Genomic DNA, 26298 nt, shown 5'->3' on the forward strand with positions numbered 1-26298 from the left:
ATTGTTCTAAGGACAGAATAATCTCTTTCGATTCTTTATATATAGCCCATGTCTGATGGTATGGGAAGAGAATTCACGTATCTGTCTTCACATGCAACTAATCGCTATTTTATCCCGAATTGGGGTAGTTTACTCAATACCCAGGAATGATCCGAAGGGATAACAATACTATCGACAGGACCAAATTGAAAGGAACTTTGCAGAGAAGCCAAATCCAACTAAGCATGATGCCTATATAGAAATAACATGCCTATATAGAAATAACATACAAAAAAACGCTGCTACCGTCCTTTCAGACAATAGCAGCACTTTGATATATTAGTCAGGAGCGAGAATTATTTCTCGTCCATTGCAGGTTCGTTGGCAAAGTCAAGCACATTTTTCTTATTAGCTTGCATGCGCTCATACTCTTCTTTCGAGCCTACGATAATCTTTTCAAATTCGCGAAGACCAGTTCCGGCTGGAATCAAGTGACCAGTAATCACATTCTCCTTCATGCCCTCAAGGTAATCAACCTTACCACGGATAGCGGCTTCGTTGAGCACCTTTGTGGTTTCCTGGAACGATGCAGCCGACATGAACGACTTGGTCTGAAGAGCGGCACGGGTGATACCCTGCAGAATCTGGGTAGAGGTAGCAGCAACAGCATCACGTACCTGAACCAATTTAAGGTCACGACGCTTCAGCATTGAGTTCTCGTCGCGCAGTTTGCGTGCGGTAACAATTTGACCTTTCTGAAGGTTCTCTGAGTCACCAGCATCTACAACAACTTTCTTGCCCCAGATACGATCGTTCTCTTCTGCAAAGTCGAGTTTATCAACAATCTCCTGCTCAAGGAATGAGGTATCGCCTGGATCGTTGATCTGTACCTTACGCATCATCTGGCGTACGATAATCTCGAAGTGCTTATCGTTAATCTTCACACCCTGCAGACGATACACATCCTGTACTTCATTCACGATATATTCCTGTACAGCCGTGGGACCCTTGATAGCAAGGATGTCTGCTGGAGTAATAACACCATCTGACAGCGGAGTTCCTGCACGTACGGCATCGTGTTCCTGTACCAGAATCTGCTTAGACAACGATACGAGATACTTGCGCTGCTCACCAGTCTTTGATGTAACGATGATTTCACGGTTACCGCGCTTCACCTTACCCATGGTTACCTCACCATCAATTTCAGATACAATGGCAGGGTTACTTGGGTTACGTGCCTCGAACAACTCTGTTACTCGAGGCAGACCACCGGTAATGTCACCACCCTTGGCAGCTGCACGAGGAATCTTAACGAGGGTCTCACCAGTTTTAATAGTCTGACCATCTTCAACTACTACGTGACCACCCACAGGGAAGTTGTATGTTCCAGCAACCTCACCGTTAGCGTCAATAATATCACAGGTAGGTACCTTAGACTTGTCTTTCGACTCGGTGACAATCTTTTCAGTAAGACCTGTGGTTTCGTCGGTCTCGGCACGGTAAGTAATACCTTCAATTACATCGTGGAACTTCAAGGTTCCTGCGTATTCAGAAACGATGACGGCGTTAAACGGATCCCACTGTGCAAGTTTGTCGCCCTTCTTAACCAAAGCTCCATGCTTGAAATAGAGAGAAGAACCGTAAGGTACGTTCATCGAAGAAAGAACGATATTGGTATTGGGATCTACGAAACGTACTTCACCCAGACGGCTGACAACCATCTCACATTCGCGACCATCTTCATCAAATGGTACGGTACGTACTTCCTCAAATTCGATACGAGAGTCATTTTTCACCACGATGCTGGCATTGGCAGCAGCATTGGCAGCCACACCGCCGGCGTGGAACGTACGAAGAGTAAGCTGTGTACCTGGTTCACCAATAGCCTGAGCAGCAATCACACCGACAGCCTCACCCTTCTGTACCATACGACGAGTGGCAAGGTTGCGTCCGTAACACTTCATGCAGACACCATGCTTCGACTCACAAGTAAGCACAGAACGGATTTCAACACTCTCGATGGGCGAATCTTCAATAGCCTGTGCAATTGGCTCAGTTATTTCCTCACCGGCAGCAACGATAAGTTCTCCGGTTGAAGGATGAATAATATCATGAACAGATACACGACCGATAATGCGCTCATAGAGAGTTGAAATGACTTCATCACCATTCTTCAATGCAGTGCAAACGAGTCCGCGCAGTGTACCACAGTCTTCCTCGTTGATGATCACATCATGGGAAACGTCAACCAGACGACGTGTCAGATAACCGGCGTCGGCTGTTTTCATAGCGGTATCGGCAAGACCCTTACGTGCACCATGGGTAGAGATGAAGTACTCCAGCACTGACATACCTTCCTTAAAGTTCGACAGAATTGGGTTCTCAATAATCTGTGCACCCTCAGCACCAGCTTTCTGCGGTTTGGCCATCAGACCACGCATACCTGAAAGCTGACGAATCTGGTCTTTACTACCACGGGCTCCAGAGTCGAGCATCATGAATACGGCATTGAAACCCTGGTCGGCCTCTGTCATTTCCTTCATCAGCACATTACCAAGGTCGTTATTGATATGTGTCCAGGTATCAATTACCTGATTATAACGTTCGTTGTCGGTAATGAAACCCATGTTATAGTTCTCGGTAATTTGACGGATTTCCTCATTACCCTTAGCTACAAGGTCCTTCTTAGATTCCGGAATAATGATATCGTCAAGGTTGAACGAAAGTCCTGCCTCATAAGCCATACGATAACCAAGGTTCTTGATACCATCAAGGAACTCACAGGCTTCAGCAAAACCTACATTCTTAATCACATCAGCAATGATATCGCGAAGTGACTTCTTAGACACGATCTTGTTGACAAAGCCAACCTCTTCAGGAATGATACCGTTTACGATAACACGACCAACAGAAGTCTCCACCAAATGGCGGACAGGTTTGCCATCAATACGGTCATCAACCATAACCTTCACTTGAGCGTGGAGGTCACAACGACCTTCGTTGTATGCAATGATAGCCTCTTCTGGACCATAGAAAGTCAAGCCTTCACCCTTGGCACCTGGACGGATCTTAGAAATATAATAAAGACCGAGCACCATATCCTGTGAAGGTACGGTGATAGGAGCTCCATTGGCAGGGTTCAGGATATTGTGGCTCTGAAGCATCAGAATCTGTGCTTCAAGCACGGCCTCATTGCTCAATGGGAGATGGACAGCCATCTGGTCACCATCAAAGTCGGCGTTAAATGCAGTACATGCCAATGGGTGAAGCTGAATAGCCTTACCCTCAATCAGTTTGGGTTGGAAGGCCTGAATACCGAGACGGTGAAGTGTTGGCGCACGGTTGAGCAACACAGGATGTCCTTTCATTACATTCTCAAGGATATCCCAAATTACCGGTTCACGACGGTCAACAATCTTCTTGGCAGACTTCACAGTCTTTACAATTCCACGCTCAATGAGCTTGCGGATGATGAATGGCTTATAGAGCTCGGCAGCCATCAACTTAGGAAGACCACACTCACCCATCTTCAATTCAGGACCTACTACGATTACAGAACGCGCAGAATAGTCAACACGTTTACCGAGCAAGTTCTGACGGAAACGTCCTTGCTTACCTTTCAGCGAATCGCTAAGAGACTTGAGCGGACGATTGCTCTCACTCTTCACAGCTGAAGACTTACGACTGTTGTCGAAGAGAGAGTCAACAGCCTCCTGCAACATACGCTTCTCATTGCGCAGAATAACCTCAGGAGCCTTAATTTCCATCAGTCGCTTCAAACGATTGTTACGAATGATGACACGACGATAGAGGTCGTTGAGGTCGGAAGTAGCGAAACGACCACCATCCAGTGGAACGAGTGGACGCAACTCAGGAGGAGTTACAGGGATAATTTTCATTATCATCCACTCAGGACGGTTGATGCCCTTCTCTACACTATTGCGGAAAGCTTCAACAACCTGCAGACGCTTCAAAGCCTCATTCTTGCGCTGCATAGACGAGTCGCTGTTGGCACGGTCACGCAGTTCATACGACAGAGAGTCGAGGTCAAGACGGACGAGAAGGTCATAGATAGCCTCTGCACCCATCTTGGCAATAAACTTATTGGGATCGCTATCATCGAGATAGTCGTTCTCGATAGAAATCTGGTTCTCGATGATATCGTTATACTCATCTTCTGTGAGCAGGTCGTACATATTCGAACCTACTGCTGCATTTCCTTCTGCATCCTGACGGCCAGCCATAACACCAGGCTGGATGACAACATATCGCTCGTAGTAGATGATAGAGTCGAGTTTCTTTGTAGGCAGCCCCAACAGATAACCAATCTTATTAGGCAAGCTGCGGAAATACCAAATATGGGCAACCGGAACTACCAACTCGATATGACCAGCACGTTCACGGCGAACCTTCTTCTCAGTCACCTCTACTCCGCATCGGTCACAAACAATACCCTTATAGCGAATGCGCTTATACTTACCGCAGGCACACTCATAGTCCTTTGTAGGACCGAAGATGCGCTCGCAGAACAGACCGTCGCGCTCAGGCTTATAGGTGCGATAGTTGATGGTCTCAGGCTTGGTCACCTCACCGCAGGAATTCTCAAGGATCTCCTCTGGTGAAGCCAGACCGATGGTAATCTTGGTAAAATTACTCTTTATCTTTGATTCTTTCTTGAAAGCCATATTTCAATACTTAATATACTTTGTTCTTTGTTCGTTAACTCACAGATTAATCCATCTTGATACTTAGACCAAGACCCTTCAACTCATGCAACAATACATTGAGTGATTCGGGGATGTCGGGAGTTGGCATGGGATCGCCCTTGACAATAGCCTCGTAGGCCTTGCTGCGTCCAACCACGTCGTCTGACTTGATGGTAAGGATCTCCTGAAGCACATGACTGGCTCCGAAGGCTTCCAATGCCCAGACCTCCATTTCTCCAAAACGCTGACCACCGAACTGTGCCTTACCTCCAAGAGGTTGCTGAGTGATGAGACTGTACGGACCGATAGAACGGGCGTGCATCTTGTCTTCTACCATGTGGCCGAGTTTGAGGAAGTATGTGATACCGATAGTAGCAGGCTGGTCAAATCGCTCACCGGTCTCACCATCATACAGATGTGTTGAGCAGAGGCGTGGCAGACCTGCTTTGTCGGTCCATTCTGCGAGGTCGTCAAGTTTTGCACCATCGAAGATTGGAGTAGCAAACTTCACACCGAGACGTTTACCTGCTGCACCAAGGATAGCCTCAAAAATCTGTCCAAGGTTCATACGAGAAGGCACACCCAGTGGATTAAGTACCAAGTCAACTGGACGACCATCCTCCAAGAACGGCATATCTTCCTGGCGAACTACCTTAGACACAATACCCTTGTTACCGTGACGTCCGGCGAGTTTATCACCGACACCAATCTTACGTTTCTTGGCAACATATACCTTACCCATCTGCAGGATTCCTGAAGGCAGTTCATCACCGATGGTAATGGCAAACTTCTTACGCTTCATCTCTGCATCAAGGAGTTTGTACTTCTTCATAAAGTTGGTAATCAACTGAGCGATCATCTTGTTGTTGTGATCATCCTCGGTCCAGTTGCTCACCTGTACATCACCATACTCCAGGTTCTTCAGGTTGGTCATAGTAAACTTACTACCCTTAGAAATGATTTCGGCACCAGTATAGTCTTTCACACCTTGTGAAACTTTACCATCTGTCAATACCAGAAGTTTCTCTACAAGAATATCCTTCAGATCTTCTATCTTGGCATTGTGCTCTTCATCAATTTTTGCAAGCTTAACCTTGTCCTGCTGTTTGTCCTGACGAGTCTTAGTAGCACGGGTAAAGAGTTTCTTGTCGATAACAACACCTGTCAATGAAGGATTAGCCTTCAGTGAAGAGTCTTTCACATCACCAGCCTTGTCACCGAAGATGGCACGCAGCAATTTTTCTTCAGGTGAAGGATCGCTCTCACCCTTTGGTGAAATCTTACCAATCAAGATGTCACCTGGTTCTACACGGGCACCAACACGGATGATACCATTCTCATCGAGATCCTTAGTAGCTTCTTCACTAACATTGGGAATATCAGAAGTGAACTCTTCAGCACCACGCTTAGTTTCGCGTACATCAAGAGAGTATTCATCAACGTGTACAGAGGTCAGTACGTCCTCACGAACAATACGCTCGTTCAATACGATAGCATCCTCATAGTTGTAACCCTTCCAAGGCATATAGGCAACGAGCAGGTTGCGGCCAAGAGCCAGTTCACCGTTCTCGGTAGCATATCCTTCCGTAAGGATGTCGCCCTTCTTCACACGCTGTCCCTTGTCACAAATAGGACGAAGGTCAATAGTCATGTTCTGGTTGGTACGACGGAACTTCGGAATACGGTATTCCTTAAGGGCTGGTTCGAAACTAACGAACTCCTCATCCTCTGTGCGATCATAGAGCACACGAATAGTAGTTGCATCAACATAATCGATTACACCCTCGCCTTCTGCAGTAACCATGGTGCGGCTGTCCTCACATACCTGCTTCTCAATACCAGTACCAACGATAGGAGCCTCGTTATGAAGCAAAGGTACGGCCTGACGCATCATGTTCGATCCCATCAGTGCACGGTGAGCATCGTCATGCTCCAAGAAAGGAATAAGCGAAGCCGCAATAGATGCAATCTGCTGTGGAGAAACGTCAATCAAGTCAACTTCTGTTGGTGGAACAACAGGGAAGTCCGCATCTTGACGACATTTCACTACTTCACGAATGAATGTTCCGTCGTCGTTCAGCGGTGCATTACCTTGACCGATTACGTGGTTTTCTTCTTCCTCAGCAGTCAGATATAGTATTTCATCATTTTTGAGGTTGGCCACACCATTTTCTACCTTACGATATGGAGTTTCGATGAAGCCAAGCTCATTAATCTTAGCATATACACACAATGAAGAAATAAGTCCGATGTTAGGTCCTTCAGGACTTTCGATAGGACATAGACGACCATAGTGAGTATAGTGTACGTCACGTACCTCGAATCCAGCACGCTCACGAGACAGACCACCAGGACCAAGGGCAGAAAGACGACGTTTGTGGGTTACCTCTGCCAATGGGTTAGTCTGGTCCATGAACTGCGACAATGGGTTAGTACCAAAGAACGAGTTGATGACACTCGAAATAGTCTTGGCATTGATCAAATCTATAGGAGTGAACACCTCATTGTCACGAACATTCATACGCTCACGAATAGTACGACTCATACGAGCAAGACCTACAGAGAACTGATTGCCCAACTGCTCACCAACAGTGCGAACACGACGGTTTGAGAGGTGGTCAATATCATCGACAGTAGCCTTTGAGTTGATCAACTGAATCAGATACTTTATAATCTCGATAATATCCTCCTTAGTCAGTACACGTACAGACATGTCAGTATCAAGACCAAGTTTCTTGTTGATACGGTAACGACCCACATCACCCAAGTCATAACGTTTGTCTGAGAAGAACAAGTTCTGAATCACCTCACGTGCAGATGCATCATCCTGAGGATCTGCATTACGCAACTGGCGATAAATATACAGAATAGCTTCTTTTTCTGAGTTACTGGGGTCCTTCTGCAAAGTATTGAAGATGATAGAGAAATCCTGAGCCTGATTCTCATTTTTATGAACGAGAATGGTCTGTGCACCACACTCAAGAATCTCAGCAACGTTATCTTCTGTGATTTCGGTCTCACGCTCCATCATCACTTCGTTACGCTCGATAGATACTACTTCACCTGTATCTTCATCAACAAAGTCCTCGTTCCAGCTCTTCAACACACGAGCTGCAAGCTTACGACCGATAACCTTCTTCAGAGAAGTTTTGTTAACCTTCACCTCTTCAGCCAGGTCGAAAATCTCAAGGATGTCCTTATCATTCTCGAAACCGATTGCACGCAGCAAGGTAGTAACAGGCAATTTCTTCTTACGGTCGATGTAAGCATACATCACACTATTAATATCAGTAGCAAACTCAATCCAAGAACCCTTGAACGGAATGATACGGGCACTATAAAGCAAAGTACCATTGGCATGTACGCTCTGTCCGAAGAACACACCAGGAGAACGGTGCAACTGCGAAACTACTACGCGCTCAGCGCCATTGATAACAAACGTACCATTATCGGTCATATAGGGAATAGGACCAAGGAATACGTCCTGAATCACAGTACTGAAATCCTCATGATCGGGGTCTGTACAATAAAGTTTCAGTTTAGCTTTCAAGGGTACGCTATATGTCAATCCACGTTCCAGACATTCGTCGATGGTATAACGCGGGGGATCAATATAGTAATCCAGGAACTCAAGAACGAAATTATTACGTGTGTCGGTGATAGGGAAGTTCTCTGAAAACACCTTATACAAACCGTCATTCTTGCGTTCCTCAGGTGGAGTATCCAGCTGCAGGAAATCTTTGAATGACTTTAATTGCACATCGAGGAAATCCGGATATGGTAACGGATTCTTGACGCTGCCAAAGTTTACTCTGTTGTTTACTACTTTTGAAGCCATATATTATAATGTGTGATGTTCTAGAAATATAGAGTGTTCTAGAAATTTCTAGAACTTTACTTGTAAGACACAAAAAGGTTAAGAACCTCCGACTGGGAAGTCCTTAACCAATTCTTTATTGTTGTGCTAAATTATTTCAGCTCAACTACGGCACCTGCACCTTCGATAGTCTTCTTCAGGTTCTCAGCCTCGTCCTTTGCCATGCCCTCTTTCAGAGTAGCAGGAGCACCGTCAACGAGATCCTTAGCTTCCTTCAGACCGAGACCACAAGCTTCCTTAACAGCCTTAACAACCTGGAGCTTGTTAGCGCCTACTTCCTTCAGAACTACGTCGAAAGAAGTCTTCTCTTCAGCAGCCTCAGCACCACCTGCAGCGGCGGGACCAGCAGCAACTGCAACAGCTGCAGCGGCGGGCTCAATTCCATACTCGTCCTTCAGGACAGTTGCCAACTCTTGTACTTCTTTAACTGAGAGATTTACCAACTCTTCAGCAATAGCTTTAATATCTGCCATTTTATTCTAATTTTTTAATGTTTTTAAATGTTATTTGTTATACGTTTCGCTTATTTATTACGCTCAGCGATAGCGTCTAGCAGGCCATGGATTTTACCACCAGCGTTGAGACCAGATACGACAGTCTTGATAGGTGACTGCAGCAAAGCCATAACATCGGCGATAAGTTCGTTCTTGCTCTTGATAGAAACCAGTTCTTCGAGTTTGTCTGCACCTACGAAGAAACCTTCTTCAGCGTATGCAGCCTTGAAAGCAGGAATACCTTCCTTCTTGTACTCTTTCAGCAACTTTGCAGGAACATTAGCAGTCTCACAGAAGAGGAGCGCAGTATTTCCTTTCAAGCAACCATACAATGGCTCGAAATCAATCTCAGAAGCCTCGAAAGCCTTGTGAAGCAACTTATTCTTCACAACCACCATTTTAATCTCGCTCTTGAAGCACTTGCGACGAAGATCGCTTGTTTTTTCAGCGTTCAGTCCAGTTACGTCAACGAGATAGAAATGAGGATACTTTTTGAGGTTTTCTCCGAGTTCTACAATAATAGTATCTTTTACTTCCTTTTTCATTTTACTAAACTTTTACGAGTTATTCAACTGATTTAGGATCTACCTTAATACCTGCACTCATAGTGCTTGAGATAAAGATACTCTTAATGTATGTACCCTTGGCAGCAGCAGGCTTCAACTTAATGATAGTCTGAATGAACTCTTTTGCGTTCTCGAAAATTTGATCAGCAGTGAATGTAACCTTACCGATTGACGTGTGCACGATACCTGCCTTGTCAACCTTAAAGTCGATCTTACCCTGCTTAACTTCCTTAACTGCCTTAGCAACGTCCATAGTCACAGTACCACTCTTTGGGTTAGGCATCAATCCACGTGGGCCGAGGATACGGCCGAGAGGACCAAGTTTACCCATGCAAGAAGGCATTGTGATGATAACATCAACATCAGTCCAACCAGCTTTGATCTTGTTGATATACTCATCAAGACCAACGTAGTCAGCTCCAGCTTCCTTAGCGGCAGCTTCCTGATCGGGAGTACAGAGAGCCAGAACTCGTGTCACCTTACCAGTACCGTTCGGCAGCGAAACAACGCCACGAACCATCTGATTGGCTTTACGAGGATCTACGCCCAAGCGTACGTCGATATCGAGAGATGCCTCGAACTTAGTGGTGGTAATTTCCTTCACCAGCTCTGCGGCCTCTTTCAAAGAGTATGCCTTCCCTGCTTCAACCTTACCAGCTACCAACTTTTGATTTTTTGTCAGTTTACTCATTGTTCAAATTGAAGTTATTTGTTATTTACCAGGGAAGTCCCCTTTTACAGTGATACCCATACTTCTTGCTGTACCAGCGATCAGCTTCATAGCTGACTCAATGGTAAAACAGTTCAAGTCGCTCATCTTGTCCTCAGCGATTGCGCGTACCTGTTCCCAAGTAACAGCAGCAACCTTCTTACGGTTAGGCTGAGCAGAACCTCCCTTGATCTTGGCAGCCTCCAAGAGCTGGATAGCAGCGGGAGGAGTCTTGATCACGAAGCTAAATGACTTGTCTGCATAGTAAGTGATAACAACTGGCAAAACCTTACCAGCCTTATCCTGGGTTCTGGCGTTGAACTCTTTGCAGAATCCCATGATATTAATACCCTTAGAACCCAAAGCAGGACCTACGGGGGGAGAAGGATTCGCAGCGCCACCTTTAATCTGTAATTTGATTAATCCAGCAACTTCTTTAGCCATTTCTGTTTGTAATTATTTTAATTTTGTTATATAAGCCATCAGAGTGGAAGCCTCTAACAACCGTATATACGAAGTGGACATACCGTAACTTATGTCCTATTCTTTCTCTACTTGTGTGAATGCAAGTTCGAGTGGTGTTTTTCTTCCAAAGATCTTCACCATTACCTTCAACTTGCGTTTGTCTGCGTTAACTTCTTCAATGACACCACTGAATCCGCTGAAAGGACCATCGATGACCTTTACAGTATCATCCACATTGTATGGGATGGCAACATCAGTATTTTCAATGGAAGATTCCTCTGCTGTACCAAGTATTCTGTTGATATCGGCCTGTCTCACCACTTCAGGGTGATCCAAACCACCAAGAAAACCAAGTACATTGGGAATGAAGCGAAGCATGTGTGCCACTTCACCTTGCAGGCGGGCCTGAATAAGGACATACCCCGGAAGGAAAAGTTTTTCTTTAATAACACGCTTACCATTGCGCATCATTGCATATTTCTCTGTAGGCAGAAGGATTTCCCCAACGGAAGCATTGAGCACATCGTTATGCTTCTTAGCAGCTTCGATGAACTCTTTTACTTTGCCTTCTTTTCCACTTACAGCACGCAGGACGTACCAATTCATTCCTGACTCAGACATCTTTATGTATTATCTAACAATTAGTTGGGATAAACTAAACTCATGACGGCTTTGAATGCGATATCCATCAGCCATACTATAATTGCAATAATCAAAGAAGCTGTAAGTACCAACACAGCACTTTGTGTCAATTCCTTACGCGTCGGCCATGTCACCTTATGTACGAGTTCGTCATAACATGACTTGCAGTAATTTGCTATTGATTTAAACATATCTTCTTGTTTTAGCACGGGAAGGAGGACTCGAACCCACGACCCTCGGTTTTGGAGACCGATGCTCTACCAACTGAGCTATTCCCGTAAGTAGCCCCTGCCCTGAAGAGCAGGGGCTTTATAGTCAATTCCTAAAGTTTGTCTCGTAAGAGAAAAACTGCTTAGAATTAGTCTTCGAAAACTTCAGTAATCTGACCAGAACCAACGGTACGACCACCTTCGCGGATAGCGAAGCGCAGACCCTGGTTCAGAGCAACAGCGTAGATGAGCTCAACAGTGATCTCAACGTTGTCACCAGGCATTACCATTTCAACTCCCTCGGGAAGAGTGATTTCACCTGTGCAGTCCATGGTACGCAGATAGAACTGAGGACGGTATTTGTTTCCGAATGGAGTGTGACGACCACCCTCTTCTTTCTTCAGAACGTAGATAGAAGCCTTGAACTTCTTGAAAGGCTTGATCTGTCCAGGATGGCAGAGTACCATACCACGTTTGATCTCGTTCTTATCGATACCACGGAGAAGCAGACCTACGTTATCACCAGCACGACCCTCATCAAGGATCTTACGGAACATTTCTACACCAGTTACAACAGACTTCTTGTCTTCACCAAGACCGAGCAGTTCAACTTCGTCACCAACGTGGATAACACCAGTTTCGATACGACCGGTAGCAACAGTACCACGACCTGTGATTGAGAATACGTCCTCGATAGGCATCAAGAAAGGTTTGTCAGTATCACGTGGAGGCTCCTGAATCCAAGTATCACAGGTATCCATCAGCTCCATAACTTTGTCAACCCATTTTTCAACACCGTTCAATGCACCAAGTGCAGAACCGCGGATGATAGGAGTATCTTCTTCGAAATCGTACTGAGCGAGGATCTCTTGAACTTCCATTTCAACGAGTTCGAGCATTTCCTCATCCTCAACCATATCGCATTTGTTCAGGAATACAACCAGACGTGGAACGTTCACCTGACGAGCGAGCAGAACGTGCTCACGTGTCTGAGGCATAGGACCATCAGTTGCAGCAACAACAAGGATAGCACCGTCCATCTGAGCAGCACCAGTAACCATGTTCTTTACATAGTCAGCGTGTCCTGGGCAGTCAACGTGTGCGTAGTGACGGTTAGCGGTCTCATACTCGATGTGGGCAGAGTTAATGGTGATACCACGCTCTTTTTCCTCAGGAGCATTGTCAATCTGATCGAAAGACTTAACATCCTCTGTACCGAAACCCTTCTCGTGGAGAACCTTAGAGATGGCAGCAGTCAGAGTGGTCTTACCATGGTCAACGTGACCGATAGTACCGATGTTTACGTGCGGTTTGGTGCGCACAAAATTCTCTTTAGCCATAGCTTTTCTTTGTTATTATAATTAATGAATGTTCGATTTAAATCTTGTTTTCTCAAGAGCTGTTACCGAGACTTGAACTCGGGACCTCTTCCTTACCAAGGAAGTGCTCTACCACTGAGCTATAACAGCAGGCTTAGAGCGGAAAACGGGGCTCAAACCCGCGACCCCCAGCTTGGAAGGCTAGTGCTCTATCAACTGAGCTATTTCCGCAATAGACTTCCTATTCGGAAGTGGGTGGTGATGGATTCGAACCACCGAAGTCGAAAGACAACAGATTTACAGTCTGCCCCATTTGGCCGCTCTGGAAACCACCCATTAAAAAAAAAAAAAAATTCCGTTACTCCTTAACTTGCCATCAAATTGCTTGTGACCTTGTTCTTTTTCTGAGCCTCTTGTCGGATTCGAACCAACGACCCCGAGATTACAAATCACGTGCTCTGGCCAACTGAGCTAAAGAGGCTTCTCTAAGCATCCACCTCCCGAAGGAGTTGCTAACTGTCGGAAAGCGGATGCAAAGGTAGGCATTATTTTTTAATTACCAAAACTTTTCGCGATTTTTTTTATCGATTACGCATTTTTTCTTTGATTTTCTGCAATTGAACCTTCAAAGAATCGACGCAAAGGTCTGTTGCTTCCTCAAAAGTATCGCTTACTTTCTCTACGAAAACTCTATTCCCCGGAACATTAACAGTAATGCTCACCTCTTTATTTTGTGCTGTTGCTGGCTTCACAACTTTGCATACCACTTCTACGGCTTGGATATCTTCGTAGGTTTTTTCCAGTTTTGCTGTTTTCTTTTCGATGAATGCCTGCAGTTTGTCAGTTGCATCAAAGTGGATTGCTTGAATCTTAATTTCCATAGTTACCTCCATTTTTTAGGGTTAATACTATTTATATTTCACTTATCAGGCCCTTGGATGGGCTTTTTCATACACGCTTTTCAATTGTTCGAATGTTGCGTGTGTATAGATTTCCGTTGTTGCGATGCTCTCGTGTCCGAGCAGTTTGCGCACGCTTTCCAGTTCTGCGCCATTATTCAGCATGGCGGTAGCAAAGGAGTGTCGCAGCACGTGTGGTGATCTTTTCTGCTGTGTTGTGACTTTCGAGAGATTGTTTCTCACTATATTTTCCACCTGTCCCCTACTAACTCGCAGCCCTTTGTCGTTCACAAAGAGTGCTTCTGTATCACGCAGCGGTAGCGTTTCGCGTACTTGAAGATACTGCTGCAAGGTCTCGCAGAGTTCTTTTCCGAAAGGTACGACCCGCTGTTTGTCTCGTTTACCGGTCACTTTGAGTTGCATATTAACGAAATCAACGTCATTCACATCAAGTCCGATAAGTTCTGCCAATCGTATTCCTGTAGAGTATAGCGTTAATATAATAGTACGCGCGCGCATGTCTTTAACCGAATCGCCCCACATGTTGTCTTGATCCATGAGGCGGTCCATATCTTTTTCGCGTATGAATTTGGGTAGTGGTTTTTTGAGCTTCGGTCCTTTGACGTAGTGCGAAGGATCTACTGCAACGATTCCGTATGCAAGTGCATACCTATAAAAAGAACGCACGGCACTCAAACAGTTATTCACTGTTGATGCCATGGCGCCTTTATCCATCAAGCTCTCCATCCAGTCTCGGATGACATCGGAGTCTATTGTCTCCCATGAGAGCTGACTATCCCTAAGTTTAAAATACGACTCGAATTCCCTAAGGCTCTTGTCGTAGTTTCGCACTGTGAGTTCGGAGCGATTCCTCTCATAGCGCAGGTAGCTTAAGAATTTCTTGATCATAGACTCGTTGCATTACAGTTTCTATTTCGGCAACGAATTTACGCAAAAAATATCAAACCACCAAATTTTCGCTCTACTTTTTTATTCTTCAGTAGCGCGGAGCTTCTGTACGTAAATAGCGTGTTCCATCTTGAGGCGCTTCAGTACAGACGGCTTATCGAACTGTTGACGACGACGGAGTTCTTTCACAACGCCAGTCTTTTCGAACTTTCTCTTAAACTTTTTGAGGGCCTTTTCGATGTTCTCGCCTTCCTTTACCGGTACAATAATCATGTTCTTTTTGTTTTTATTATTTTAGTTAAACTTTTTATTCTGCCATTAAGCGGGTGCAAAATTACAACATATTTACGAATTGCGCAAGTTTTTTTTCGCTTTTTTGTGATTTTCACTCATTTACAACGGTTTCGTGGCTGTTTTCAGCCATGTTTTTTCATCTTCTGAAAGTATTGGTGCTAATCGGTCATATACCATTTGGTGATATTGGTTGAGCCAATCTATTTCTTTTTCCGACATCATTTCGCGAATAATGGGGCGTCTGTCGATGGGACAGAGTGTGAGGGTTTCAAACTTCAGGAAGGTGCCACATTCGGTTTGGAAAGCAGGAACCACAAGGAGTGTGTTTTCGATTCTGACGCCGAAACGGTCTTTGAGATAAATGCCCGGTTCGTCGGTCACGGTCATTCCTTCGCAGAGCGGTTGCGCCACATATTCCATCCGAATCTGATGCGGTCCTTCATGGACATTGAGGAAGCTTCCCACTCCGTGTCCTGTGCCATGCAGGAAGTTGTATCCGTGTTGCCAGAGGTCGCGACGTGCCACAGCGTCGAGTTGTGTTCCGCTTGCTCCTTTGGGGAATATGAGCATCTGCAACTGTATGTGTCCTTTGAGCACCAGCGTATAAACTTTCCGTTCTTCTTCTGTGAGTTCTCCGAGTGCCAATGTTCTGGTGATATCTGTTGTGCCGTTCCGATATTGTGCGCCACTATCTATGAGCAGAAGACTTTTCCTTTGCAAGGGCACATCAGTTTCTTGAGTCGGTTCATAGTGCACAATAGCTCCATGTGGTCCGTATGCTGATATTGTATCAAAAGAGAGTCCGCGATAGAGTGGCTGTTCGGACCGTAGCTGTTCCAGTCGATCAGAAACGGTCAGTTCTGTCATTGTTCCATCTATGGTCTGTTCTTCCATCCATTTCAGAAACTTGACCAAAGCAGCTCCGTCTCGTTGCATTGCCAATCGGAATCCGTTCTGTTCAGCCTCGTTTTTCACAGCTTTCATAGCGGGAATGGGCGATGCAGCCTCAACGACAGGACGCGTCACCGCTTGTCGGAGCGTGTAACAAACCTCATCAGGATCCATCAGAATGTTATATTCCGGATAGTCTTTCAGTCCTTGTTTCACCTGATTATAGTCTGCCATGCGCACACCGAGTTTTGCGAGATAAGCCTTCACCTCGTCCCCTACTTTCTCCTTATATATAAATAAGGTGGCGCTTTGAGTGTCAATCAACAGGAACGAAACGAATAGCGGACAGCAATGGATGTCGTTGCCTCTGAGGTTTAGCGTCCAGGCAATATCATCCAGCGAAGCCACCAACATACCGTCTGCATGTTTTTCCCGAAGTGCTTTTCTTATTCGTTTCAGTTTTGAGGCAGCCTCTTCGCCCGCATATTCCATCGGTTGTATTTCTACGGGACAGAGAGGCACGGTCGGTCTATCTTTCCAGATACGCTGCAAGGGATCCCATGCTGTCTGCAGCGTAATGCCCCCAAGTTGTTTGAGTTGAGATTTCAAGTTTTCCACCTCAGCCACTCCGTTGGTCATTCCATCTATTCCCACGGCTTTATCGTCCATGTCGGCAAGTTCGCTACCTATCCATTGTGCGACTGTTGGTGTTTCGGGCATTTTCAGTTTCATCAACTGGTATTCTGTTCCTTTCAGTTGTTCTTCGGCAGCAATGAAATAGCGTGAGTCGGTCCATAGTGCCGCACTTTTCAGTGTGACCACCGCAGTACCCGCAGAACCATTGAATCCACTAATCCATTCGCGTCCTTTCCAATGTTCCGCAGTATATTCGCTATGATGAGGGTCTCCCGTAGTAAACACGAATGCGCTCAGATGTTCTCGGCGCATTTCCTCGCGTAGTATTTCCAGTCTTTTAGCTATAAGTTCTTTGTTCATCATCTCTCATTTTTCCAACAAAGGTAGTGCAAACCGAGAGAAATACAAAGAAAAACTCATTTTTCTTTTGATTAGCCCACGCGCCAAAACCGTCAATCGTAGAAAATTTATTTACTCGTATAATATATCATACGCGTTACAGTATTACAGTATTACAGTTTTCAAAAAGCTAAAACGATGGATTTGCAGCATATTTTCCTGCCAGAACCCTAAAAATCCATATTTCGAGCACTAAAAACCGTTTTCAAAAACTGTAATACTGTAATACTGTAACGGCACAAAACTCCGTATTTTGACATTATTTATTTACACGTCAAAACCATTCGACATAATTTTCGCCCCATATTCACCTTCTATGCCTGTGCGCATCATTTCCCGAACAAGTCCCGAACAAGTCCCGAACAAGTCCCAAGTAAATCCCAAGTAAGTCCGAATCAATTTACGAACGATATAGGAAACAGATGGGAGACACTACAGTCAAGAAAGGGAAACGATAGTTATTGCGCCATTCGTCCTGCAGCCTCCTTTCCAGCACCAGTTCCTTTATATTTGCTTCCGCTGGCATTGAATGAATAGCGCAACGAGATGTTCAACCGATGGTTGCTCTGTGCAGAATTTTGGTTGAGGGTATAATAGCCGCAATCCATATTGACTTTCTGTCGGGTACGCTGCAACACATCATCAACGGTTACTCGCAAGCACAGGGCATCGTTTTTCAGCCAACACTTCTGCACCACAAATCCAAGATTACATATATTGTTCGTCAATCGGAAGTTCATGCAGTCGCCCTTACGCTGGAAATAAAGATAAGACTCCAGTTGCCATTTATGTGGCAGTCGAAACACATTATTCAGATTTGCCACAAACAATGGCCGGTTGTAGTGTACTGTTCTCACGCCACTGGCTTCGCGAGGATCCGCCAAGGTCTGTTTCATGTCGAATTTCCGCATACCCACAGTCCAACTCGGCGAGTAGCACCCCCACGTCGACGATGCTGTCAGGAATACCGATACACTTCTCACCGGCACATCGAGGTTACGGTTTTTGATGAGCATCACACCTTTATCATTATAGATATACGACCATTGAGTCAGCGCATCGTCAGTCCGTTCATAGTTAGCCATCAGATTGAGCCATTTCCATCGCGCATTTGCACCAATACTGTGAGTCTTGGCATTCTTCAGTTTAGGGTCGCCCGTTTGCAGCGAATAGGGATTGATATAGATAACAGCCTCATTGAGCATCCAGTAATTAGGACGTTGTGTCTTCATACTATAGCTGAGCGAAGTCTGTACCGCTCCCCACTGGTTTGCCCAAGAGAAGGAAGGAAACAGATCGTTGGTGTATCGTTCCAACGAGTTGTCATTGTTTATCCTATCCTTATAGTCAAATCCCACATGCTCATAGCGCAGTCCTGCACTCACACTTCCCACTTTAGGAATCTGACAGGCATACTCCACAAATGCGGCAATACTATTCTCCTTTACCTTCGAATCTGTGGTAGGCACGCCATCCATGGTAATCTGATAGAACGACCGTCGCGTCACCCGACTCATCTCCGACCCTACCTGCAACATACCTTTCCATACAGGATAGCCCAACACCAGTTTGTCGGCAAACATCTGATTGGTGGTTTTACTATCCGACGTCATCGTGTTATTCTCCAGATTGACGCTTTCTTGAATATCACCATTTTCCTCTTTCTTATTGGTCAGGAAGTCGATATTGAGGTCGATATTGAGTTTCCCCACCTTACCGTTATAGAAGGCATTCCCTTCCCAGTTGTATGGATAGTGTTCATGGAGTTGTTCTTCTGTCACGTTGTTCGTCTCTTCCTTGCTATCGGGCTTGCCCACAATCATCTTCGTCATATAGGTTTTCTGCCATGCATCATAGCCCGAATCATAGTTCTTATGTTGTTCGATGCGCATACCCACGGTATGGTTTTCTGCCAGTTGCAAGTTGAATCCCACGTTCCAGTCCAAACCTTTTCCCGTCCAGTGGTTGAGCAGTCGGGTGTTTTGATCGATGCCAGTCAGTTGGTCGCCACTACGATAATAGCTCCACTGGTGGGGCGCACTATCATTCATCTGATCATGTTTCCATCCGTTCATCATGCCAAAGAGCTCAAAGGCTTTATAGCGATACCGCATATTCAGCGTACTCGATCCATCCCAATACCCATATCGCAGGTCGTTCTGCGAATTGGCAGTCAGATCAAAGCCGAATCCATTGCCCTGTCTGCGTATTGTCTTGATGCGCACCACAGCCGTCACAGTAGCATCATACTGTGCACCCGGATTGGTAATCACCTCCACTTCCTTGATTTCCTCGCTACGCAATCTGGTCAGTTCATCGGCATTTTGCATCTTTCTACCGTTAATATAATAAATAGGTGTGCCTTTCCCCAACACTTCCAAAGCATCGCCCTTCAATGTCATACCCGGTACTTTCGACAACATTTCTTTTGCCGAACCCGATTTCTCCAATACCGTTCCCTGTATGGCAGTCACCATCGAGTTTCCCGTGAGTTTGGTTTTGGGCAGACTTCCTTTCACGGTCACTTCCTGCAACATCTTCGCATCATCCTTTAGCACGACACGTCCTCCAAAGGTATGGGTATTGGCAAATGTCGTCTTATAGCCCACGCTGGTCACTTTTAGCACACCATGGTTTTCTGGTGTTTTGATAAGGAAATGTCCTGTTGCATCAGTTGTTGCACCTTGCACAAAGGCGGAATCACCTTCTGAAAGCAATACCACATTCACGAACTCAAGGGGTTGTCCTTGTTCATCGACCACGGTTCCTTCCACATCAGGCAAATGGGTTGCCATGGCCATCATACTTACTACTGTCAACCATACAGTAAATGCAATTCTTTTCATTTCTTTCTTCGATTTATTGCTGCAAAGATACGCAGGTTCTGCGAATTGCATTTTCATATAAGGGAATAATGGTGTTTCGTCACCATCTGAAATATTAGAAACTGAATTTCAGTCTAAACATGAGTTCTCTCGAACGCAAAGGGTTTATGACGGTAACACGTCGGTTTGCTGACAATCTGAACCATTGGTAGTTAGAACGGTCAAACACATTATTCAATTCCACACCTGCTTCCCACATCATACTTTTGTAGAAGCAGCGCACATCAGCAAAATAATTAGCCGATACCGATCCATCGTTACTATGATAGAATTCGTTGTTCCATTCCAAACGCCAACGTCCAGGCATTACATAAATCTTCAACAGATGAGCAAAAGAATTATGCGTTGAACTCACACCGCCATTCACATCCTGATGTTGCACAGACTGCAACCAATAGGAATCAGCAGTCAACGATAACCAATCACTGGGTTGAAGCGCCAGATGAAAGTTGGTTGTCAACATGGCATTCCTATTGCCTACACATTCTTCATTTAATAGTATGCGCCCCGTATTACAGTTCCAATGACATGATAAAGACATGAACATGCGCGACCACCGCAAGGTCTTTGACAGTCGCGAAAGGATGTTCCATCCGTCCATATCCGTTTCCATAGAGGTTGCCATACTATGGTAACCTGCTTCGTCGATGCTATGACGATAGAGGCGCTGATGGTTCTTATGATTCCATTGCACATGGACAGAAGCAAAATATCCTTGCATCACATCTTTATACTTGATGGCAAACGATATATTACGAGTCACTGGAACCACTATACCATTTGGTCCTTGATGGCGCAAATAATAGGTGGTGTAGTAAGACATGCCCGTAGTATTCCATCCATCAATAGGCAATACACCTATTATATGTATGAGCGTTTTAGGGTTCATCATTAGTATTTCAGTTATTCATAGGCAAAGATACAAAATAACAGGCTCATTATGCCACATGGAGTTTACAAACGTATGATATTTTAATTTTTATAACATTAAATTGCAATTAAAGTGTTTCATATAATAAGTTTTTTTGCTAACTTTGCATCGAAAGAAGAACAAACATCATTAATAAAAAACAACTATGGAATATTTATCAAATGACAAGCTTTTGATCGTCGGTGCCGGCGGTATGATTGGTTCAAACATGGTACAGAGCGCTTTGATGCTCGGTCTGACTCCTAACATCTGCCTGTACGATATCTATGAGCCAGGTGTTCATGGTGTATTCGACGAAATTCAGCAGTGCGCTTTCGCAGGTGCTAACGTTACTTACACTGTTAATCCCGAAGAGGCTTTCACAGGTGCTAAATACATCATCTCTTCTGGTGGTGCTCCCCGTAAAGACGGTATGACTCGCGAGGATCTGCTGAAAGGTAACTGCCAGATCGCTGCAGAGTTTGGTGACAACATCAAGAAGTACTGCCCCGAAGTGGAGCACGTTGTTGTTATCTTCAACCCCGCTGACGTAACAGCTCTTACTGCTCTTATCCACTCAGGTCTGAAACCCAACCAGCTGACTTCACTTGCTGCTCTTGACTCAACCCGTCTGCAGCAGGCTCTCGCACTGGAGTTCGGTGTTCAGCAGGATAAGGTTACCGGTGCTCACACCTATGGTGGTCACGGTGAGCAGATGGCAGTATTCGCTTCTCAGGTTAAGGTTGACGGCAAACCTCTCTCAGAGATGGGCCTCTCAGCTGAGCGTTGGGAAGAGATCAAGCACCACACCGTACAGGGTGGTTCAAACATCATCAAGCTCCGTGGTCGTAGCTCATTCCAGAGCCCTGCCTACAATGCTGTGAAGATGATTGAGGCTGCTATGGGTGGTGAGAAGTTCACTCTGCCTGCTGGTTGCTATGTAAACTGCGACAAGTGTGGTTTCAAGAACGTGATGATGGCTATGCCTTCTACCATCGACAAGACTGGTGTTCACTTTGTTGAGCCTGCTGGTACAGAAGAGGAGATGGCTTCACTCGCCAAGTCTTACGAGCACCTTTGCAAGATGCGCGACGAGATTGTAGAACTGGGCATCGTTCCTCCCGTTGCTGAATGGAAGGAAATGAACCCCAACCTCTAATTCATAACTTACACGAACTATTGTTCAAAGGTCCTGACCATGCCGTCAGGACCTTTTCTTTGTTATATAGGAAATGTTGCTTATCAACGGAACACACCATAGTTTCTAAGCTCCATAAACCATGAAGCATAGTGGTTAAATCAAGAAAAGTATTTGTTCACATTATATATATGTATCGCGCACGCGCACGCGACACACAAAATATTCGACCATCGGGCACCCTGTTTTTCTATCTTATTGACCTACAATCAATCACAAAAAATACAGTACAGATTTACGACCACCATTCGACCACACGACAACAAACTGGCGTCTGCATGAATCCTTGCAACGGCTACTGCAATACATTCACCACATCTTTCTGTCTTTCAACAGGTGTCACTTTGACCGAAACCACCTTTCCACCTTTCATTTCAGCCTCAACAATGGTGCCGTGAGCAGCATGTAGTCGGAAGTGAACATCCCACTCTTTAGGCCATGCCGGGAAGATATAGAGTTTATCACCAACTTCCTGCAACAGCATTTCCTGCATGCCAATCATGCCCGAACCGCCCCAGTTGTGGTCAGGAGTCCAATCATAGCCAGGTCCCCAAAATGCCGGAAAGCGATGCGGACCGTCGGCAAGTTTCTTTTCCAATAGTCCTTTTGCCTCATCTCTCATGCCGAGACATGCTGCCCATATTACATCCTGTTTCCAACCGATGTGCGTTCGGAACTTCAGCGCCAATGAATCTTCCTGATAGGTGCGTTTCGCCACGTCGATATCAGGGCGTCCTACGCCATAGATGCGCCATGGAAATACCGGATAGAGTTGTGGCGTTTCCACATTCTGCACCCTTTCATAATGTACGGCAGGAGCAATTTTTCCATCGCGAACCGTAATCTCCGGCAATCGCTGATAGAAGTCAGCGAGCAGCGAGTCGCCACCCAGATAGCCAATGAGTGCTGTGGTCACGGTGCGCAAAGCCGCAATAGTAGAAGTAGAATTATAGGCACCCTTGATAGTCTCACATCCACTTCCGGGATAGAGCACCAGTTTTCCGTTTCCATCGAGCGTCTTTGCACTGCGTTTGCGTGCCAGATACTGATAGTGTTCATCGAAGAAGCGGAGACATGATCGTATCATCGGCACATAGTCCGAGATATCCATACCCGAATAGCGATGCGCCTCCAACGCCATCATGCAAAACTCCAAGCAGGTGTCCCATTCGTATTCCAACCACGCATTGTGCTCCATGCCAGGGTCAAAGTCATCGGGACGCTTCGTGCCATACTCCGGCAAACAAGGCAAACCATAGTTTTCCACCTGTTCTGTGAGACACGCACCGCCATGGTTCCAATACACCTTCGACCGCAATTCTGCATTGCGATAGATGCGAAGATAGAAGTCGAGTTGTGGTTTAAGCACATCATAATCGCCGTTTTTCAGCATCGGCCAATACACCAACCGTTGGTTTTGTGCCGTATGCACACCACCACCCCAGTTGCGGTAGTCGGGTGTGATGCGATATTCAGGAGCCTTTTCCACATATTCCGGATCGAAAGTAAAGAGTCCGCCGTTGAATTTTGTAGGCCATTCGCCACGACTGTTGCACCCTAACATATAACGGAACAAGGTATAGTTGCGCACGGCGGGAACGTTGCCCTCTACGAAACTGCGTTGCCAGAACTGCCGCCACCACTGCCGAGCGACTTTCTTGTCACGTTTCTGATTGACGGTTTTCGTGGTTTGTGCCAGTTGTTGCATCCATTGCGCCATGGTTCCCTGACACGTAGCCATAGCAATCATAACCGCTTGGCGCGATGCTTTTCTGGTCGAGCGATAGGTCCATCGCTCATAGTCGGTACTGGCATATTGCCCTGTAGAATGACTGTCAAACACAAAGCCGTCGCCTGTCAGTTGTCCACCGAAGGTCAGTTTCGCCAAAGGATTATACATCTGTTGTTTCACCGTCTCCATTTTCTGCTGCTTCACCGTAGCATCGAAGATGGTCACATCACTGTTATGATGGAAGAATATCAGCTTGTCCGCAGCCTTCAGAATACTGTCGCGCCTTGTGACAAGCGTTTTAGGAGCAGCAAATTTATAGGAAGTTTGGAAACGACCACGCTTGCCAAGCAGCCTGTCATGGGTTCTCCACGACTCATACGATACCTCTGCCTGACAGTTGCCCTGCTTGTCGGTCATCTCCACATGTACCACGGGTTTCTCCACATCCGCCCATATCAATACGGTCTGACTACCGTCGGTCACTTCACAATAGCCTTCCTGCAACACCAACCGTTGACGGAAGGCAGTAGTATTGAATGGTCGCGAGAGATGAATGCGGAAGCGTCCGAGCTTCAGCAAACTATTGTTTTCATCGAAACAGCCGCTGCGCGAGAGGTAGAAGAGCACATCACCCTGTTCCACCCAGACGTTCATGCCCACATCACCTCCGCCACACGGCATCGACTGCGAGGCATTGCTGCTTGGCGAAGTCCATTCGTAGGGAGCGGGCTGGGCTTGTACTTTCGCCATGACAACCATCATGGCAAATACCGTCAGCAGCGTCTTTCCGATGTTCATGATCATTCTGTTTGTTTGCCGAAATGGCAATCTGGATTTTCCTCCTTATACCATTTGGAGTATTCCACATAGTGCTTGGCATTATCTGTCTGTCCCGGACGCGTAGGTTTAATATATTTGGCAGGCACTCCACCCCATATCTCGTGAGGTCCTATCTTCGTGTTTTGGAGCACCAATGCACCGGCAGCCACGATAGCTCCCTCGCCCACTTCACATCCGTCGAGCAGTGTTGATCCCATGCCAATGAGTGCTCCGTCGTGGATGGTGCAGGCATGAACGGTGACGTTATGACCGATGGTTACATCGCTGCCGATCACTGTCGGACCCGTATCGTGGGTCACATGAATACAGGATCCATCTTGCACATTGGTGCGGTCGCCGATGGTAATAGGAGCCACATCGCCCCTTACCACCGCATTAAACCATATAGAACACTCGTCGCCCATGGTCACTTCGCCCACGATGGTGGCATTTTCACTAAAATAGCAGTCGCGTCCCCATTTGGGTGCGTGTCCTTTTATCGTCTTGATTAAAGCCATAAGATAGTCAATGATTAGAGTCCTACACTGTGCAGCACCTTGTCTGTGGCGCCAGCCTTACCTTTCACATAGTCGCCAGCCTTCTTTCCGTCAGCCTCCACCTGCTGTGGGTTGGCATCAAAGCGATCCATGATACGCTGGAAATCGGCAGCACCGTTGATTTCCAGTCCACCGCCGCACGCCTTGAGCTGCTGCGCTTCCTGGAATCGCTGGTTGTTGGGTCCGAAGATCACGGGCACTCCCCATACCGCAGCCTCAGGCAGGTTATGGATACCCACACCGAATCCTCCACCCACATACGCCACTTCACCGTAGTGATAGATGCTGCTGAGCAGACCGAAACAGTCGATGATAAGCACCTGTGCATCGCGCACCTCTTCAGCCGAAGCCTGTGTGTAGCGCACCGCCTTACCTTCTATTTTCGATAGAATCTGTTGCAGATGATCCTCCCCGATGACGTGTGGAGCGATGATGAGTTTCCAGTCTTTATGTGCATTAAACCATGGGATGAAGATATCTTCATCGGGTTGCCAGCTCGAACCAGCCACAAATGTGCGGTGTCCGTCAGTAAATGCTTCCACCACAGGCAACTGCTTGGCAGCCTCTTTGATTTGCAACACGCGGTCAAAGCGGGTATCGCCAACTACGGTCACCTCGTTGATGCCAATCTTTGCCAACAGTTGTCGGCTGATCTCGTTCTGCACGAAGAAGTGGGTAAAGCAGTGCAGTACGCGTCCGTAGCTACGTCCATACCACTTGAAGAACACCTGTTCCGGTCTGAAGATGCTCGACACACTATATACCGGCACCTTTCTGTATTTGAGGATGTGCAGGTAGTTGTACCAAAACTCATACTTGATGAAGAATGCCATGACCGGACGTATGGTACGCAGGAAACGGCGTGCATTCATGATCGTGTCAAGGGGCAGATAGGTAATGATATCTGCGCCTTCATAGTTTTTGCGCACCTCATAGCCCGAAGGCGAGAAGAACGTCAGCAGAATCTTATATTCCGGATGTTCACGCTTCAGCTGTTCCATGAGCGGACGCCCCTGTTCAAACTCACCCAGCGATGCAGCATGAAACCATACATACTGCGCGTTAGGATCCATTTTCTCCTTGATGATGCCAATGGCCCGACGTTCTCCACGCCACATATTCCTCACCTTTTTACTGAAAAGCGAGGCAATGACCACACCAATGAGATAGATATAAATGACGATATTATACATAAATAGCGCG

Annotated in this window: 19 protein-coding genes and 5 tRNA genes; 1 reads left to right on the forward strand and 23 read right to left on the reverse strand. The window is 46.1% G+C overall.

All coding sequences use genetic code 11. From position 1 onward, the window contains the following. Nucleotides 1–335: 335 nt before the first annotated feature. The 20 genes from rpoC to CIK90_RS01470 all read right to left on the reverse strand — a co-directional run bounded on the left by rpoC (nt 336) and on the right by CIK90_RS01470 (nt 20771). Complete coding sequence (gene rpoC, locus CIK90_RS01375; protein WP_094391137.1) at nt 336–4664, reverse strand: DNA-directed RNA polymerase subunit beta'; 4329 nt, start codon at nt 4662–4664, stop codon at nt 336–338. A 46-nt stretch (nt 4665–4710) separates the two neighbouring features. Then, nucleotides 4711–8523: a DNA-directed RNA polymerase subunit beta gene (gene rpoB / locus CIK90_RS01380; protein ID WP_094434380.1), complete on the reverse strand. Its 3813-nt coding sequence runs from the start codon at nt 8521–8523 to the stop codon at nt 4711–4713. A gap of 131 nt (nt 8524–8654) precedes the next feature. Next, nucleotides 8655–9035, reverse strand: coding sequence for a 50S ribosomal protein L7/L12 (rplL, locus tag CIK90_RS01385; RefSeq protein WP_094391135.1), 381 nt, complete (start codon nt 9033–9035; stop codon nt 8655–8657). A 50-nt stretch (nt 9036–9085) separates the two neighbouring features. After that, on the reverse strand, nt 9086–9601 hold the full coding sequence (gene rplJ, locus CIK90_RS01390; protein WP_094464141.1) for a 50S ribosomal protein L10: 516 nt from the start codon (nt 9599–9601) through the stop codon (nt 9086–9088). A gap of 19 nt (nt 9602–9620) precedes the next feature. Beyond that, the gene (rplA, locus tag CIK90_RS01395) at nt 9621–10313 is read right to left on the reverse strand and encodes a 50S ribosomal protein L1 (protein WP_094391133.1); all 693 of its coding nucleotides are present in this window, start codon (nt 10311–10313) and stop codon (nt 9621–9623) included. Nucleotides 10314–10334: 21 nt separating this feature from the next. After that, the gene (gene rplK / locus CIK90_RS01400; protein ID WP_094391132.1) at nt 10335–10775 is read right to left on the reverse strand and encodes a 50S ribosomal protein L11; all 441 of its coding nucleotides are present in this window, start codon (nt 10773–10775) and stop codon (nt 10335–10337) included. A gap of 96 nt (nt 10776–10871) precedes the next feature. Further along, nucleotides 10872–11417: a transcription termination/antitermination protein NusG gene (nusG, locus tag CIK90_RS01405; protein ID WP_094434376.1), complete on the reverse strand. Its 546-nt coding sequence runs from the start codon at nt 11415–11417 to the stop codon at nt 10872–10874. Between the two features lie 20 nt (nt 11418–11437). Beyond that, entirely contained in the window at nt 11438–11629 is a 192-nt protein-coding gene (gene secE / locus CIK90_RS01410; RefSeq protein ID WP_094464142.1) for a preprotein translocase subunit SecE, read from the reverse strand. 15 nt (nt 11630–11644) lie between these two features. Further along, nucleotides 11645–11717 (reverse strand) — tRNA-Trp (locus CIK90_RS01415). A 79-nt stretch (nt 11718–11796) separates the two neighbouring features. Beyond that, nucleotides 11797–12987, reverse strand: a complete 1191-nt coding sequence (gene tuf, locus CIK90_RS01420) for an elongation factor Tu (RefSeq protein WP_094391129.1) — start codon at nt 12985–12987, stop codon at nt 11797–11799. A gap of 57 nt (nt 12988–13044) precedes the next feature. Continuing rightward, nucleotides 13045–13116: transfer RNA gene (locus CIK90_RS01425), tRNA-Thr, on the reverse strand. Nucleotides 13117–13124: 8 nt separating this feature from the next. Next, nucleotides 13125–13197 (reverse strand) — tRNA-Gly (locus CIK90_RS01430). 21 nt (nt 13198–13218) lie between these two features. Continuing rightward, nucleotides 13219–13301, reverse strand: a tRNA-Tyr gene (locus CIK90_RS01435). Between the two features lie 72 nt (nt 13302–13373). Further along, a tRNA-Thr gene (locus CIK90_RS01440) sits at nt 13374–13447 on the reverse strand. A 100-nt stretch (nt 13448–13547) separates the two neighbouring features. After that, nucleotides 13548–13847, reverse strand: a complete 300-nt coding sequence (gene hpf / locus CIK90_RS01445) for a ribosome hibernation-promoting factor, HPF/YfiA family (RefSeq protein ID WP_094391299.1) — start codon at nt 13845–13847, stop codon at nt 13548–13550. A 45-nt stretch (nt 13848–13892) separates the two neighbouring features. Beyond that, nucleotides 13893–14774 (reverse strand): site-specific tyrosine recombinase/integron integrase, encoded by an 882-nt coding sequence (xerA, locus tag CIK90_RS01450; protein WP_094391128.1) that lies wholly within the window; start codon nt 14772–14774, stop codon nt 13893–13895. Nucleotides 14775–14855: 81 nt separating this feature from the next. Next, nucleotides 14856–15047 carry a 30S ribosomal protein S21 gene (gene rpsU / locus CIK90_RS01455; RefSeq protein ID WP_094391127.1) on the reverse strand — a complete coding sequence of 64 codons (192 nt, stop codon included), beginning with the start codon at nt 15045–15047 and terminating at the stop codon, nt 14856–14858. Nucleotides 15048–15167: 120 nt separating this feature from the next. Further along, entirely contained in the window at nt 15168–16958 is a 1791-nt protein-coding gene (locus CIK90_RS01460; RefSeq protein WP_371595889.1) for an aminopeptidase P family protein, read from the reverse strand. Nucleotides 16959–17452: 494 nt separating this feature from the next. Beyond that, complete coding sequence (locus CIK90_RS01465; RefSeq protein ID WP_158216011.1) at nt 17453–19840, reverse strand: outer membrane beta-barrel family protein; 2388 nt, start codon at nt 19838–19840, stop codon at nt 17453–17455. 94 nt (nt 19841–19934) lie between these two features. Next, the gene (locus CIK90_RS01470; RefSeq protein ID WP_094464144.1) at nt 19935–20771 is read right to left on the reverse strand and encodes a hypothetical protein; all 837 of its coding nucleotides are present in this window, start codon (nt 20769–20771) and stop codon (nt 19935–19937) included. Between the two features lie 184 nt (nt 20772–20955). Here CIK90_RS01470 and CIK90_RS01475 point away from each other — a divergent pair, with 184 nt between their 5' ends. Next, nucleotides 20956–21948 (forward strand): malate dehydrogenase, encoded by a 993-nt coding sequence (locus tag CIK90_RS01475; RefSeq protein WP_094391120.1) that lies wholly within the window; start codon nt 20956–20958, stop codon nt 21946–21948. A gap of 334 nt (nt 21949–22282) precedes the next feature. On the opposite strand, the gene CIK90_RS01480 is transcribed toward CIK90_RS01475, so the two are convergent. Genes CIK90_RS01480 through CIK90_RS01490 form a run of 3 tightly spaced genes read right to left on the reverse strand, consistent with a single transcriptional unit; the run spans nt 22283 to nt 26288 of the window. Next, nucleotides 22283–24523 (reverse strand): DUF5703 domain-containing protein, encoded by a 2241-nt coding sequence (locus CIK90_RS01480; RefSeq protein ID WP_371595890.1) that lies wholly within the window; start codon nt 24521–24523, stop codon nt 22283–22285. Further along, nucleotides 24520–25056, reverse strand: a complete 537-nt coding sequence (locus CIK90_RS01485) for a gamma carbonic anhydrase family protein (RefSeq protein ID WP_094464145.1) — start codon at nt 25054–25056, stop codon at nt 24520–24522. The genes CIK90_RS01480 and CIK90_RS01485 overlap by 4 nt, the downstream gene beginning before the upstream one ends. Before the next feature lie 14 nt (nt 25057–25070). Beyond that, nucleotides 25071–26288, reverse strand: a complete 1218-nt coding sequence (locus CIK90_RS01490) for a 3-deoxy-D-manno-octulosonic acid transferase (RefSeq protein WP_094434368.1) — start codon at nt 26286–26288, stop codon at nt 25071–25073. Nucleotides 26289–26298: the final 10 nt, after the last annotated feature.

The organism is Prevotella sp. P5-126 (assembly GCF_002251185.1).
Lineage (GTDB): Bacteria > Bacteroidota > Bacteroidia > Bacteroidales > Bacteroidaceae > Prevotella.

What these genes read in the sequence shown, in the direction of transcription:
- rpoC (WP_094391137.1), bottom strand. Translation starts at nt 4,664, where the DNA reads ATGGCTTTCAAGAAAGAATCAAAGATAAAGAGTAATTTTACCAAGATT.
- rpoB (WP_094434380.1), bottom strand. Translation starts at nt 8,523, where the DNA reads ATGGCTTCAAAAGTAGTAAACAACAGAGTAAACTTTGGCAGCGTCAAG.
- rplL (WP_094391135.1), bottom strand. Translation starts at nt 9,035, where the DNA reads ATGGCAGATATTAAAGCTATTGCTGAAGAGTTGGTAAATCTCTCAGTT.
- rplJ (WP_094464141.1), bottom strand. Translation starts at nt 9,601, where the DNA reads ATGAAAAAGGAAGTAAAAGATACTATTATTGTAGAACTCGGAGAAAAC.
- rplA (WP_094391133.1), bottom strand. Translation starts at nt 10,313, where the DNA reads ATGAGTAAACTGACAAAAAATCAAAAGTTGGTAGCTGGTAAGGTTGAA.
- rplK (WP_094391132.1), bottom strand. Translation starts at nt 10,775, where the DNA reads ATGGCTAAAGAAGTTGCTGGATTAATCAAATTACAGATTAAAGGTGGC.
- nusG (WP_094434376.1), bottom strand. Translation starts at nt 11,417, where the DNA reads ATGTCTGAGTCAGGAATGAATTGGTACGTCCTGCGTGCTGTAAGTGGA.
- secE (WP_094464142.1), bottom strand. Translation starts at nt 11,629, where the DNA reads ATGTTTAAATCAATAGCAAATTACTGCAAGTCATGTTATGACGAACTC.
- tuf (WP_094391129.1), bottom strand. Translation starts at nt 12,987, where the DNA reads ATGGCTAAAGAGAATTTTGTGCGCACCAAACCGCACGTAAACATCGGT.
- hpf (WP_094391299.1), bottom strand. Translation starts at nt 13,847, where the DNA reads ATGGAAATTAAGATTCAAGCAATCCACTTTGATGCAACTGACAAACTG.
- xerA (WP_094391128.1), bottom strand. Translation starts at nt 14,774, where the DNA reads ATGATCAAGAAATTCTTAAGCTACCTGCGCTATGAGAGGAATCGCTCC.
- rpsU (WP_094391127.1), bottom strand. Translation starts at nt 15,047, where the DNA reads ATGATTATTGTACCGGTAAAGGAAGGCGAGAACATCGAAAAGGCCCTC.
- CIK90_RS01460 (WP_371595889.1), bottom strand. Translation starts at nt 16,958, where the DNA reads ATGATGAACAAAGAACTTATAGCTAAAAGACTGGAAATACTACGCGAG.
- CIK90_RS01465 (WP_158216011.1), bottom strand. Translation starts at nt 19,840, where the DNA reads ATGAAAAGAATTGCATTTACTGTATGGTTGACAGTAGTAAGTATGATG.
- CIK90_RS01470 (WP_094464144.1), bottom strand. Translation starts at nt 20,771, where the DNA reads ATGATGAACCCTAAAACGCTCATACATATAATAGGTGTATTGCCTATT.
- CIK90_RS01475 (WP_094391120.1), top strand. Translation starts at nt 20,956, where the DNA reads ATGGAATATTTATCAAATGACAAGCTTTTGATCGTCGGTGCCGGCGGT.
- CIK90_RS01480 (WP_371595890.1), bottom strand. Translation starts at nt 24,523, where the DNA reads ATGATCATGAACATCGGAAAGACGCTGCTGACGGTATTTGCCATGATG.
- CIK90_RS01485 (WP_094464145.1), bottom strand. Translation starts at nt 25,056, where the DNA reads ATGGCTTTAATCAAGACGATAAAAGGACACGCACCCAAATGGGGACGC.
- CIK90_RS01490 (WP_094434368.1), bottom strand. Translation starts at nt 26,288, where the DNA reads ATGTATAATATCGTCATTTATATCTATCTCATTGGTGTGGTCATTGCC.